We start from the raw sequence: 13,059 nt of genomic DNA on the forward strand, positions 1-13,059 counted from the left end.
AGAGCATCTCCCTTTTAAGGAGAGGGTCCTGGGTTCGAGCCCCAGCCCGGTCACATTTTTATTAAAAGCCTTCCTATAAACGGAAGGCTTTTTTGTTTCTACTAATTTACAAATGAGAACCTACTACTATAAGAATAGTCAAATTAAGCATTAGCAAGACCTATCAACCTTATGATGGTGAATTCTATTAGATGGTTTTCTTAGTAATGTAACTTTTGGTTTCTTTGATAAAAACAATAATGAGGCAAACAAGCATCAATTAGGTTAAGTCAAAAATTAGTGTAAACTATGTCTCCTTAACTTTGAACACAATCTGCCAAAACAAACACATAAAATTTTATGATGACTATTGTAGATTTAGAATTTAATTCTGAATTAGAAAAACATAGTCTAAGTTCAAGTCATAAGTGCAACACGAATATTTAAAACAGATGGGGCTAGCCCCATCTGTTTTAGGCTCAATACCTATTTTCGTCTTGGATGATAAATTACAAACAATTGTGCCTTAAGCAAAGGTATCAAATTCAATCTTTATTAGATATGGGATTGTCACAAACGGAAATAGCGGACTACATAGGAGTTCACAAGAGTACGATCAGCCGTGAACTTGGCCGTAACATACCTAAGCGTGGTAGAAAAGCTGGGCGTTACATTAGTGAGCACGCTCAGCGAAAGACTGATCATCGTCACTCTAAAAAGGCAAGGCATGTCCTGCTGACAGAGTGTATGAAGGTGCGTATCAAAAGCCTTATGGTATATGAGAAATGGAGTCCAGAGCTGATTGCCAAGCGACTATCCAAGGAATCCGAAACGTGCGTTAGCCACGAGACCATCTACAAATGGATCTGGATGGAAAAGCACAGCAACCATAGAGATCATTCGGACTACAAAAGTCTTCACAAACATTTGCGTCATACCGGGCGAAGACAAAAACGTAACAACGTAAAAGATCGACGTGGAGCAATCAAGGGTAGAATAGGTATAGACAAACGCCCCGAAGTTGTTGAGGCACGTTCACGAATTGGTGATATAGAAGTTGACCTTATGATGGGGAGCAACCATAAATCAGCGCTCTTAGTTATGACAGATCGGGCTACTCTAGTAACGATGATAGAAAAACTAAAGAGTAAAAATGCTGAAGAAGTCTATGAAAAGATGAGCAATAGACTCACTAACTTTAATTCATGCTGGATTAAAACAATCACATTTGATAATGGCAAAGAATTCGCTCACCATCAACACATAGCCAGGATCTAAACGTAAAGACCAATTTCACAAGACCATATACCTCTCAAGACAAAGGAACGGTCGAAAATAGATTCGGTGTAATCAGGAGATTCTTCCCTAAGAAAACCGACTTAAGGGAAGTGACAGTAAAAGGAATAAAAGAAGTAGAAAGATTACTAAATTACAGACCTATTAGAAAATTTAATTACAATAACCCAATTGAAGTCCTAAACAACAAAGTTGTTGCACTTATGGGTTGAACTTAGAAAATAAAATAAATCTAACAAATCAATATAACAAAACAATACAGTAAGAATTTTACTTATATTAGTATAAGTGTAAATTTCGACACCACTGCGAAGAGTACTATTGAAAATGAAACTCTAATCGAATTTATATGTGGAAAAGAGTTTTAAAAATGTTAGTTGGCCTTTATTTACCATTGTTGGCACTTACTTTATATCTATACTATTCCCAAAAAGAAAAACAAATTGAAACATTAGAAGGATATCAAATTCGTGAAACCACGATGAAGAAAATATCTTTCGAAGAACAATGTTACTCCTTTTTAAATGATACCCATTATTGGTCCACTTTAAAATATCCCAAAGATTTTGATCCTACTGGGAAAGATGAGGAATTCATTAAATCTTACTTGGAGCTAATTAAAGAAATTACTGATTATGATCAATTTCGATTTATTGATTTAAATGGAAATGAATTTTTCAGAGCAGTACGCAAAGGAACAGATTCATTAGTAATTGGTGGTTTACAAAATAAACAAAAGCAGCCCTATGTTAAAGCCGGTTTAGATTTAGAGCCCAATCAATTATACCTTTCCCAAATAAGTCTAAATCGTGAAAATGGGGTAGTTGAAAAGCCTACAAAACCTGTTATTAGAGTGGTAGCTCCTATTTTTGATGTAGATCAAACGAAAATTGGATTGGTAGTAATCAATTTTAAGATGAAGCGGATTCTCGATAAAATGAAATCTAAAATTGAAGACACCAATGTTTACTTATTAGATGAAGACCTAAGAGTAATAAGTTCAAGTACCTTAACGGATGATTTACCATATGAATCTGACGATAAGAACGGTAGCATGTTTGGTATCTTAAATACAAATGCTATAACTCAAAAGAATGATACTAGTTATGTAGAAAATGACCATATCTGGTCTAAACAAATAATAGCCTTAAACGGCACCACACATTCTTTTGGTTTAAAATCTAATGGAACATCAGAAATAATAACTCCTTCTAATTGGTTGTTGGTTTTAGAAATACCTCCAAGCTTAATTAAGTCTTATTTACAACCTGTTTCTGAAAGCCTACTAATATTTAATGTTATTACTATACTTGGCCTATTAGGTTTCAGCTATGTATTTCAAAAAAATATTGATCAGAAAGAACAATTCTATAAAGACCTCGAAAGTAAGAACATATTATTGACCATAAGTAAGGAGAAATTGGAGGAAAATAATGTGATGGTTACTGAAATCAACAATAGTTTAGAAATTAGAAACAAACAATTAAGTGATTTCAATTATTTGATTTCACACAATCTTAGGGCACCTGTTACGAGTATGTCTGCAATTGTAGAAATGATTGGAAAGGAAAAAAATCCTGATGTTTTGGTTCAGCTTCTTCCAAAATTAGATAAAGTTTCAAAGAGCATAACAAACCTTACAAAAGACATCAATGAATATGTATCTATACTTGATAAGAAGGAAATTAAACTTACGGATATAAATATTAAGGATCTAATACTTGAAGTGAAAAATGAATTCACTGAAACATTACTTGATGATAGTGAATTTGGAGTACTACTAAATTTAAATGCCTGGGATCATTTATACTTTTCCAAATTCTATTTACAGAGCATAATTCATAATTTTATTTCTAATGCTATTAAGTACCGTAGAGATAATGTCTCCTCGCATATACAATTTAAAACTTCTTTTGAAAACAATCATAAAGTTTTGTTGGTAAGCGACAATGGTATAGGTCTAAATCTTGATAAGCACGGTGACAATGTCTTTAAACTTTATAAGAGATTTCATAGAAACATCTCTGGTAAAGGAATGGGGTTATTTCTAGTAAAATCGCAATTAGAGGCTCTTAATGCCACAATCTCCATAGATAGTAAGGTAGGCGCAGGTACTACATTTAAATTAATATTTGAAAAATGATGAAAAAATCAAACATTTTACTGGTCGATGACGACGATATATATTTATATATAATGAAAAACACTATCCATCAATTACATAATGAACTAACAATAAATAGTTTTACCGATGGGGAGCAAGCTGTTGAATATATCACAAAATGCACCGAAGAAAAAGTCGAACTTCCTGAAGTAATATTCTTGGATATTAATATGCCTTTTTTAGATGGCTGGGGATTTTTAGCAGAATTCAAAAAGCTAAAACCTAAAATCGTTAAACAAGTTAATATCTATATGGTTAGCTCGTCAATGCTTGAAAGTGATATGAAAAGAGCTGCAAATTTTGAAGAACTTACCGGGTATGTTGTTAAGCCTGTAACCAAAGAACAATTGACAGAAATATTTAAAAAAATATATCACGAAAATTGGTAAGCTAACACGTAGTCGCACTAAACTTATTGTTAAAGAAGATTAAGGCGTCTCATCAATTCTGGTCTATTAGAACGACTAATAGGTATAACATTTTTAGCAATAAGAACACTATTATCTTCAATATCAATAATCTTTGTAAAATTGATTATGTAAGACCGGTGTATCTGTAAAAATAATTTTTCAGGTAGTTTTTCTTTTATTTTTTTCAAGGTTGTATGAACCCTAAAATCTTCCTTTATAGTTTTAATATCAATATAATCTCCTTTAGCTTCTATAATCAATATTTCTTTAAGTTTAAGTTTTATAAGTCTTCTATCAATATTAATATATAAATCCTCTCCTTCTACGGTTTCTTTTTTATTTTCAGTTTTAGCCCTAGAAGGTTCAGTAGATAGACTTGAAATTTTTATGACACATTTTTCAAATCGTTCTTGAGTTATGGGTTTTACCAAATAATCTACAATACAATCATATTCATAAGCCTCTATAGCAAAATTGATATCTGAGGTAGTTAAAACAATATTCGGAGAATCTTTTAATGTCTGTACAAAATCGACACCACTAAACCCCGTCATATGAATATCCAAGAAAACCACATCGATATCTTGTTGGTTTAAAAACTTGATTGCATATGGTATTGTCAAATTCTTCAATTACGTCGAGTTGTGGAACTTTTGAACACAACTGTCTTACAATTACTCTTGCCGTAGCTTCATCATCAATTATAATACAGTTCATTTAAATTGTTTTTATGTATTCTTCAATAGTTTCCAAAACCTGATTAAATATAGATTCACTACCATTTTTTCCATCCAATAATTCCATCTCATACGCAACTGCAAGTTTATATGAATTCTCCATACCTAAAATATTGAATTTATGTTTCAGCTTATGAACAATTTCTGCAGTAGCATTAATTCTATTATTAGTTACATGGCCATGATATTCTTCCTTTTCTATAAGAAACTCGTTTTTGATAATCGTGATAAATTGATTTCTAAATTCAATATCATCACCGGCTAGCTCATCGACATAATTAAGATTTGGTTGTTCTATCATGAATTCTTTTTTAAAGTAATAAAAAAAGTGGTTCCTTCATTTTCCTTTGAATCTAACCAAACATCACCTTCATAAAGTACAGCAATTTTCTTAACAATTGCAAGTCCTATACCAGTGGCATTGTTAGTAGTTTCCAGCTTTTTAAACATTTGAAATATTCCCTCTTGATGCTTTTCTGGGATACCTATACCATTATCGGAAACACTAAATTTCCAAAATACCTCATCGGGCTCATAGTCAATTTTGATAACACCTTTTTCTACATTTTCGGTAGCAGTAACGGCATTGGCAAACAAGTTCATGAACAATTGCTCTAACCTTGCTCTTTCAAACAACATTTGCGGCAAATTGTCAGCGTACTCAAATGATATATTCTCAGGCACATAAATAGTTTGTACAATTTCCTTTAAAACATCACCAACCTCGAAAGTAACTCTATGCTCCTCGGTTTCACCCATAGTAGCATGGTCTAATATACCGGTAATCAATTTATCCATCTTGGAAAGATTCTGAGATACCAATGAGCAATTATCCTTACTTGCATCAGAAAATTTCTCCTTTTCATCATCCATAATCCAACTCATCAAAGCATTGATGTTTCTTATCGGAGATTTTAAATCATGGGAAACCATATGAGCATAGTTATTCAACGATTGGTTTTGATTCTCTAAGCTTTTAAGAAGTTTATCTTTTTCTGCGGTCATCTCTGAAACCTTAGTCGCTAAATTACTAATGTAAGTAGCTAAATGCTCTGCATCAAATTCGTCTTTTATGTGCTGGCCAAATAATTCTTCTTCATTTAAATTTTCTGTTAAACTACGTATGGCATTTTCTAGAGAAACTAAAATATTCTTCTGCTGAAGGGCCTCTTTTTGTAATTTCCTGTTCGCATCATATAGCTCCTCTGAACTTATCATTGATGCTCTATGTAACATAGACAACTTTTCGTCATTATTTTCATATGACTTATCTATCGCCTCTAAAAAACTTGCCAAATCTATATGCTTTTCAAGGTCTGAAGAAAGGTATTTTCTAATCTGCCTTTGTAATAAAGAATGCATTATTCGCTAAATAAAGTTAAGGTCATTGTTTGGTTGTGTAATTTACATTCCTTTTGACCACTAAATGGTGCCATTTCGCCATAAGAATAAAAACCACTGATAAAAGTATCATCTCCTATAACCGATTTCACTTCCTCAATTTCCTCTTCGGTTCTTTGATCCATGACCAATTTACGACCAATACAGCTTATTAGAAGTGCCAATTCAGGATTCTGTTTACGCCCATTCATTGCTAATTCTGCTGCATGAAAAGCCCCATTGGCAATATCTTCTACCGAAGACATCATTAATTGAACCTTTGACCCTTCTGGTACATCACCAGCTAAAATCATGGTATTTTTATTATCATCAATATTTAAAATGGTTCGAACTAAAGGTTCTGAATCTTCTTCTATTCGAACACTTAAGGGATATAATAAAGCAGATTTAGGCAACTCATTGGCCTTTTCACCTAAATACTTTTTATAAAGGTCTAAAGCTGGTTTACCATCAAGTTCAAATAGTATATTACCCTCAGATTTTGTAATTATTCTTTCTGGACCAAAAGGTGTCCATCCACCATAATTAGAACTCGTTATTTCTAAGGTTTTACCATAAAAGCCAATTGCAATTATCTCGCCTTCCTTTGGGCTCTCATTATACGAAGCTAAAGTTCTTTCAAAACGATCATCGTCGCCACAAAGGCCACCAGATAGACTTATACCTGCATTCTTAACCATCTCTAGTCCGCTAATTAATGCACTACCATTAACCGAACTACCTTCTGAAATAATAAATAGATGTTTTAAATTCTCTTTAGGAAATTCAGCCATTAAACTCTCACCTAACTTATGATCATTATTCTTAAAATCATTAATATTACTTCGTTTTATTACCACTGAACTTTTTTCAAACTCAATAGCGGTTAAAACAACAGTACCATCTAAAACCCTATCATCTATAATTTCACCAGAAGTTGTGCCGAACACTATATGCGAATTAGGAAATAAATCCTTCACTTCAGCATATAAATGTTCACTTTCTAACATATAACGATTTCCGAAAACCAAAACTAAAGGTTCTTTTAATAGTATTCTTTTCTCATTAAATACAAAAGTTTCATTCAGTTTTTTAATTGCTTGAACTATTTTCATTAGTTTTTTTTCAAATTTCGTTTTTCGTAATGGTAAAATGGAATTGAGTTCCTTCTCCAACAATACTATTTACCCAAACTGTTCCATTGTAACGTTCAACAATTTTCTTAACTATTGAAAGTCCAATACCTGTTGATCCTTCATTATTACCAATGGATTGAAATATTTCGAAAATCTTTTTATGATACTCTTCTGGTATACCAACACCATTATCATTGATCGTAAATTGCCATTGATCACCCAAATCTTTAAATAGCACTTCTACAACCCCTATTTCTCTTTCAATATGAACAACAGCATTACCAATTATATTTTGAAAAACTTGGTATATCTTAATACGATCGGCAACAATTGTTGGCAGCGTTTTCGGCACTATTAGCTTAACATGTTCGGGAATATAAATCGTTTCTATAATATTAGAGATAATTGTATTTAAATCTACTTTAGAATCATCAAGTTCAGAACTGTTTGCCGTAGAGTATTCTAATATACCATGAATCAATTTATCCATTGAGGCTACTTTCTCTTGCATAAGCTCTAAATTCTGCTTTCCGCCCTCACCTAAAACATCCTTATAATCTTCAAATAACCAAGTAGCTAATGCACTAATACTTCTTAAAGGGGATTTAAGATCATGAGACACTATATGCGCATATTCCTGAAGACCTTGATTACTATTCTCTAATTCTGCAACTAGTTTCTCTTTCTGTAATTCTAATTCCTTTTGATTAGTGATATCTAAATGAATACCTATCGATCCAATTACCGATCCCGAATCACTAAACTTAGGAGCACCACTAATGAGCCAGTGCTTTTTATTTTTTTGTTTATTGAATACTTCTACCTCATAAGAATCAGATTTTCCTTTCAATCTTCTATTTGTCATTTCTGTGAAAAATTGATTGTTCTCAAAAACAATAACATCTGTTAATACCTGACCCAACAATTCATCCTCATCAAAGCCACTCATTTCACAAAAACTCTGGTTAACCATTTGTATAATATCTTGATTGTCTACTTCGACTATACCAAGATTCATATTTGCTATGATACTACTATATTTTTCTCGCTGTGCCTCTAATTTTTTTCTGTAATTTTTACTTATAGTAACATCATGATATGCCCATAAATGACCTTTATAATCCCCATCATTATTAATTGGAATAAAATCCCTTTCTAAAACTCTTCCATCAATCATTTCAAGTTCATCGGATAAGACAATTTTTCGTTCAGCCAGTATTTCTTCTATTCGGTTCAAGAACTTTTCCGGGTTTTTGAAATATATTTTACTTTGCTTTGCAGATGTACTGCAATCGGTACCTTTTAATTGATCTGGAGTAGCCGGAATTTGAAAAAGGTCACAGAACATTTGATTCGTCAAAGCTATTTTACGGTCCTCATCTTCTAGAAGTACCCCTGTTTGTAAATTTGATATTAATGCCGCCAATCTATTTTCAGAAGCTTTCAGTTTTCTATCAGCTTCGAGTTCTTTTGAAATATCTTCAATTATAGCAACTTGATAATCTGTTTTACCTTGGTCCTGCGAAATTGCAGTTATCCTGGTCTTAGCAAAAATTTTTGAACCATTTTTTTTAATGAATTTCTTTACTGCCGAAAAGCTATCTAATTTGCCATGGTTCATTTGTTCCATTAAACGGGCTTCGGAATTTAAGCTTTCAGGTTCAGAAAGTTCCTTAAGCGAAAAGCTTTTTAGTTCTTTTTCTGAATACCCAATCATATTAACAAAAGCATTGTTAGCTTTAACTATTGTACCATCTAAAGAAAGCACAATACCTAATGGCGAATTCTCAACTATAATATCTAATTGCTTCTTTTGTTCAGAAACTAATTTTTTCACTTCATCTTCTTGTGTAATATCTCTAACAACCCCTTGCGCTGCAATGGGCATTTGGTTCTTATCATAAATAAGACTAGCGTTTATTTGAACAACCTTTTCGATACCGCCATTTAAGATGAGTTTGACCCTATAATTAACTAGTGTACCAACTTTCATCATGGATTGTATCGATTCGTACGTATATGAGAAATAATCGGGGTGAACAAATTGGGAAAGATTTACAACTTTAACGGTATGATCAAACCCAAAAAATTCTTTGGCAGATCTATTCATATTGATAACATTAAATTGAAGGTCCATAACTACATATGGGTCAATAATGTTAATGAACACGCCATCTAATTCAGAAGATTTTTCACTTAACAAATTCTCAAGCTTACTGTTTGCCTCCCTTAAATGATGGGAAACATCGTAAAGCTCTTTAGATTTCGCCTCTAAAATTCTCTCCGCCTGTTGACGTGCTTTTTTTTGTCTTTCTAATGCCTTTTTCAGGAGAACAACTTCCTTATTATCCATTCTGTACGATATCAAATTTCACTTCCGTTCCGTCTTCTTTTAAAAGCTCGTAGGTTATATCCGCTTTACCATTAAAGTGTTCAAATGCTTTTTCGATTAAGCCTTGAGCCAACCTATACAATCCTCTAGAGGAACTATAAATCATCGAAATTGAAGTATCGGTTTTGTCAAGTATTTTAAAAGTTGGTAATTCAGCCTCCGGATAAAGTTTTTTAACATGTACATGTATATGATCTTCAATGGAGTATAACAATGCAATTGGAGACCTATAACTTTGAATAACTTCTGGATGTGCTTTTTTCAAACTCGAAAACAAATAAAGTCCGAAAGCATAAATTAAATCTCCCGCCGGTAAATTAACCTCTTTACTCAGTTGGGTTATAAGGGCAACCATTTCATTAAATTCATAGGTAGCTACCGAAGTGTATATGCCTTCAGATGGTAAGTTTGAATTTTCAATAATATTGTCAACGGTTTCAAGACCAAATTCGGACTCAACCATTTCCAAAAACTCAGTAAACACAATTCCCTTCATTTGATTTTTTTATACTTCAAACGTAGGAAAATTAATACATAATTACATAGAAAATGTTGTAAAATGCACTTTTTTGTTAGCCTTTCACTAGTTGATTAACACTCCAGTACTCTAAAACAGCGTTTAACTTGTACTCGTAATCTTCATATTTCAATGGTTTAATTACATAACCAGCAATACCAGCTTGGTAACATTCAAGCAAATCGGCTCTATTCTCTGATGTAGTTAAAATAACGATTGGCAAATACTTCAACAATTTATCTTCCTTTAGGATAGAAAGAAATTCTATACCATTCATTCGTGGCATATTTAAATCTAGAAGGATGATATCTGGTAATTTCTCTCCAGATTTTAGATAACTTAATGCTTCTTCACCATTTTTTGCTTCAATGATTGAATGTTTTAAATTCAGTTTGGAAACCGTACGTTTCAACTTCATTACTTCGATTAAATCGTCTTCTATTAATAAAATATCCATCGCTTATTTATTTTAAGACTATAAATGTCAAAGTTAAAATTAAAAAACTATTATAACGTCTACTATAGCCGAAAGGACTTTTACTAGCGATGAATGATAATTTGGTAACGGTTAATTTTTAAACGATTACCTTAAAATGTTCTTTCTGGGCTAAAAGCTGTTAAATTCATGGACGTCTTTTTATCATTTATTAACTCAGATACCAACTTACCAGTGGCTGGCCCTAGGCTCCACCCCATCATCGCATGGCCAGTCGCAATCGTTAAATTTTTAATATTTACAGACTTACCTATATATGGCAAACCATCAGGGGAAACTGGTCGTAGACCAGTTTTTGCACTTTCTATCTCGGTAGCATTAATTTTCAAATCAGGATAGAATGAATGCGCTCCATTTGCAATTGCCAATACACGTTCTTTTCTAACCACATTATTATTCCCAGAAAATTCCATCGTACCTGCAAAGCGTGTAAAACCATTCATGGGTGTTACCGCCATTTTAGCTTCCATCAATATAGCGGGCATTGATATACCTGTATTACGCGCAACATTAATACGGTAACCTTTGCCACCTTGTAAGGACAGTTTTAAATTCAATTTTTTAGAAAGCTCCCCACTCCAAGAACCGGCAGCCAAAACTATTTCATCTGGGTGGTAGTTATTATTATCGGTAATTACTTCCTTTATTACACCATTGCTAGTTTTTATATCGAGAACTTCTTCATTGATGCAAATATTAACTCCAACACTTTTAAGATAATTCACCATTTTGGGCATTATTTCGGTTGGTGTAGTATGGCCGTCACATTCATAATGAATAGCTCCCTCTGCATCGATATTTACATTAGGTTCCATCTTTTTCAATTCCGTTTTATTCAAATCTGAAACTTCCAGACCTAAAAAACTAGCTCTATCGGCGACCTCCTTTTCATGCAAATAGCTTGCTTTGGTTTTATATAACATCAATAAACCATTACGTTCTAGTTGAAACTGACCTAAATCGCCCGAATTTCTAATGTCTGTAAACAATTCTCTACTGATGAGATTAATTTCTTTAATTACCGGAATCGCTTTTTCAACTTTAGTTTTTGTAGAAGACTTATGAAAATACCATGACCATTTTAAAAATTCTGCATCTAGTCGTGGTTTCATGTAAAACGGACTTGCAGAATTAAACATCATTTTTATTCCTTTGGCGATCATACCAGGTGATGCCAAAGGTATGATATGGCTAGGCGTTATATAACCCGCATTTACAAATGAAGCTCCAGAAGTAATATCTCCCTTATCGATTACCGTTATCTGATGGCCTTCTTTACTCAAATAATACGCAGAACACAACCCTACGATTCCTCCACCAATAATTACTATATTTTTTGCCATACTCAATATTAGTTAACCATATCACGTTGACGTATTAAAGCTTCTAAAAAGTAATAATCAGCGTAATTTATGGGTACATCTATTTCAGAATCATTAGGTAGATGCCCTGTAGAATGCTTTAAGAGAAAACCTTCATTCGTTCCTACCTCGGCCAAATAAGGCTCCTTGCTTAAAGTTTCTACAATTGAGGTAGCTTCATTTTTATAAACTAATATTAAATCACCTTTAACATAAGTACTGAGTTCATAAAGTGCCGATGCAGTAATTGCCGCCGCAGATGCATCACGCGGTGTTTGCGCTTTAACCGGTACGTTGTAGTCCCAATATGGAACTTTATCTTTAGGTAGGTTTGGATGATTCATTATAAACCCAGCAATTTTTTTTGCTTGATCCAAATATTTAAGGTTTTTAGTTTCTCTATACATTACTATAAAACCATACAGACCCCATGCCTGACCCCTAGCCCATGCAGATTCATCCTGATACCCTTGCGCTGTGTTTCGCTTTAACACCTCACCTGTTTCGGTATCATAATCCAATACATGATACGAACTGTAATCTTTTCTAAAATGCTTGGCCATTGTAGTATCTGCATGAGTTACTGCGATATCATAAAAAGTTGAATCTCCAGAAATCTTCGTTGCCTCGAACAACATTTCTAAATTCATCATATTATCAATAATTACAGGACACTGCCAACGGTCATTAGATTCCCATGATTGTATAATACCTGCTTTTGGTTTAAAACGCGATGAAAGTGATTTCGCTGCTTGAACCATTACTTTTTTATAGTTTTCATTGTTCACATACTTCAAAGCATTACCATAGCTATCACCGATCATAAAACCTAGGTCATGCGTACCCTTCCAATATTGTATCGTATCTAAAAGTTTTGTGTAGTGCGTGGCCCTATTTTTCCATTCCTCATTTTTTGTTAATCCGTACAAATTCCACATTGATCCTGGATGAAATCCGCTGGTCCAATCATAAACACCAACAGTATGTAACCTACCATTTACGATAGTTCGAGGCATGGGTTTATCTGTATCGACGTAAGAAATTGCATTTTCATATAAATACTCATATTGTTCAGAAACTTTATCTATAATAGAATGAGGTTTTTCAAGTGCTACCTCTTTATCCTTGCAACTTCCAAGAAAGAGTATGATTATTACGAAATACAGTTTATAATTTTTCATTGGTTGATTA

At 33.1% G+C, this 13,059-nt stretch carries 11 protein-coding genes and 1 pseudogene; 3 read left to right on the plus strand and 9 right to left on the minus strand.

Annotated elements, in window-relative coordinates; translation table 11 throughout:
- Positions 1–480 precede the first annotated feature (480 nt).
- From AACZ49_RS02970 to AACZ49_RS02980, 3 genes are all read left to right on the plus strand, one after another.
- Positions 481–1,257 (plus strand): IS30 family transposase, encoded by a 777-nt coding sequence (locus AACZ49_RS02970; protein WP_339651456.1) that lies wholly within the window; start codon positions 481–483, stop codon positions 1,255–1,257.
- Positions 1,258–1,624: 367 nt separating this feature from the next.
- The gene (locus AACZ49_RS02975; protein WP_339651458.1) at positions 1,625–3,418 is read left to right on the plus strand and encodes a sensor histidine kinase; all 1,794 of its coding nucleotides are present in this window, start codon (positions 1,625–1,627) and stop codon (positions 3,416–3,418) included.
- On the plus strand, positions 3,415–3,828 hold the full coding sequence (locus tag AACZ49_RS02980; protein ID WP_339651460.1) for a response regulator: 414 nt from the start codon (positions 3,415–3,417) through the stop codon (positions 3,826–3,828). The genes AACZ49_RS02975 and AACZ49_RS02980 overlap by 4 nt, the downstream gene beginning before the upstream one ends.
- Before the next feature lie 29 nt (positions 3,829–3,857).
- On the opposite strand, the pseudogene AACZ49_RS02985 reads toward AACZ49_RS02980, so the two are convergent.
- From AACZ49_RS02985 to AACZ49_RS03025, 9 genes and pseudogenes are all read right to left on the minus strand, one after another.
- Positions 3,858–4,566 (minus strand): annotated as a pseudogene (locus AACZ49_RS02985) (LytTR family DNA-binding domain-containing protein).
- Positions 4,567–4,887, minus strand: coding sequence for an Hpt domain-containing protein (locus tag AACZ49_RS02990; RefSeq protein WP_339651462.1), 321 nt, complete (start codon positions 4,885–4,887; stop codon positions 4,567–4,569).
- Positions 4,884–5,948, minus strand: a complete 1,065-nt coding sequence (locus AACZ49_RS02995) for a HAMP domain-containing sensor histidine kinase (RefSeq protein ID WP_339651463.1) — start codon at positions 5,946–5,948, stop codon at positions 4,884–4,886. The genes AACZ49_RS02990 and AACZ49_RS02995 overlap by 4 nt, the downstream gene beginning before the upstream one ends.
- Positions 5,948–7,081, minus strand: a complete 1,134-nt coding sequence (locus AACZ49_RS03000) for an FIST N-terminal domain-containing protein (protein WP_339651467.1) — start codon at positions 7,079–7,081, stop codon at positions 5,948–5,950. Before AACZ49_RS03000 ends, AACZ49_RS02995 begins: the two co-directional genes overlap by 1 nt.
- Positions 7,082–7,091: 10 nt before the next feature.
- A complete protein-coding gene (locus AACZ49_RS03005; protein ID WP_339651469.1) occupies positions 7,092–9,455 on the minus strand; it encodes a PAS domain S-box protein in 2,364 nt (787 codons plus the stop codon).
- Positions 9,448–9,990: a heme NO-binding domain-containing protein gene (locus tag AACZ49_RS03010; RefSeq protein WP_339651471.1), complete on the minus strand. Its 543-nt coding sequence runs from the start codon at positions 9,988–9,990 to the stop codon at positions 9,448–9,450. Before AACZ49_RS03010 ends, AACZ49_RS03005 begins: the two co-directional genes overlap by 8 nt.
- 76 nt (positions 9,991–10,066) lie before the next feature.
- The gene (locus tag AACZ49_RS03015; protein WP_339651473.1) at positions 10,067–10,468 is read right to left on the minus strand and encodes a response regulator; all 402 of its coding nucleotides are present in this window, start codon (positions 10,466–10,468) and stop codon (positions 10,067–10,069) included.
- A gap of 131 nt (positions 10,469–10,599) precedes the next feature.
- Positions 10,600–11,850 (minus strand): FAD-binding oxidoreductase, encoded by a 1,251-nt coding sequence (locus AACZ49_RS03020; protein ID WP_339651474.1) that lies wholly within the window; start codon positions 11,848–11,850, stop codon positions 10,600–10,602.
- Positions 11,851–11,858: 8 nt separating this feature from the next.
- Complete coding sequence (locus tag AACZ49_RS03025; protein ID WP_339651475.1) at positions 11,859–13,049, minus strand: glycoside hydrolase family 88 protein; 1,191 nt, start codon at positions 13,047–13,049, stop codon at positions 11,859–11,861.
- Positions 13,050–13,059 lie beyond the last annotated feature (10 nt).

The sequence above is a fragment of the uncultured Maribacter sp. genome (genome assembly GCF_963975365.1).
Lineage (GTDB): Bacteria > Bacteroidota > Bacteroidia > Flavobacteriales > Flavobacteriaceae > Maribacter.

Excerpts from the sequence above, each read along its gene's own strand:
- AACZ49_RS02970 (WP_339651456.1), top strand. The coding sequence starts at position 481 with ATGATAAATTACAAACAATTGTGCCTTAAGCAAAGGTATCAAATTCAA.
- AACZ49_RS02990 (WP_339651462.1), bottom strand. The coding sequence starts at position 4,887 with ATGATAGAACAACCAAATCTTAATTATGTCGATGAGCTAGCCGGTGAT.
- AACZ49_RS02975 (WP_339651458.1), top strand. The coding sequence starts at position 1,625 with ATGTGGAAAAGAGTTTTAAAAATGTTAGTTGGCCTTTATTTACCATTG.
- AACZ49_RS02995 (WP_339651463.1), bottom strand. The coding sequence starts at position 5,948 with ATGCATTCTTTATTACAAAGGCAGATTAGAAAATACCTTTCTTCAGAC.
- AACZ49_RS03020 (WP_339651474.1), bottom strand. The coding sequence starts at position 11,850 with ATGGCAAAAAATATAGTAATTATTGGTGGAGGAATCGTAGGGTTGTGT.
- AACZ49_RS03010 (WP_339651471.1), bottom strand. The coding sequence starts at position 9,990 with ATGAAGGGAATTGTGTTTACTGAGTTTTTGGAAATGGTTGAGTCCGAA.
- AACZ49_RS03015 (WP_339651473.1), bottom strand. The coding sequence starts at position 10,468 with ATGGATATTTTATTAATAGAAGACGATTTAATCGAAGTAATGAAGTTG.
- AACZ49_RS03025 (WP_339651475.1), bottom strand. The coding sequence starts at position 13,049 with ATGAAAAATTATAAACTGTATTTCGTAATAATCATACTCTTTCTTGGA.
- AACZ49_RS03000 (WP_339651467.1), bottom strand. The coding sequence starts at position 7,081 with ATGAAAATAGTTCAAGCAATTAAAAAACTGAATGAAACTTTTGTATTT.
- AACZ49_RS03005 (WP_339651469.1), bottom strand. The coding sequence starts at position 9,455 with ATGGATAATAAGGAAGTTGTTCTCCTGAAAAAGGCATTAGAAAGACAA.
- AACZ49_RS02980 (WP_339651460.1), top strand. The coding sequence starts at position 3,415 with ATGATGAAAAAATCAAACATTTTACTGGTCGATGACGACGATATATAT.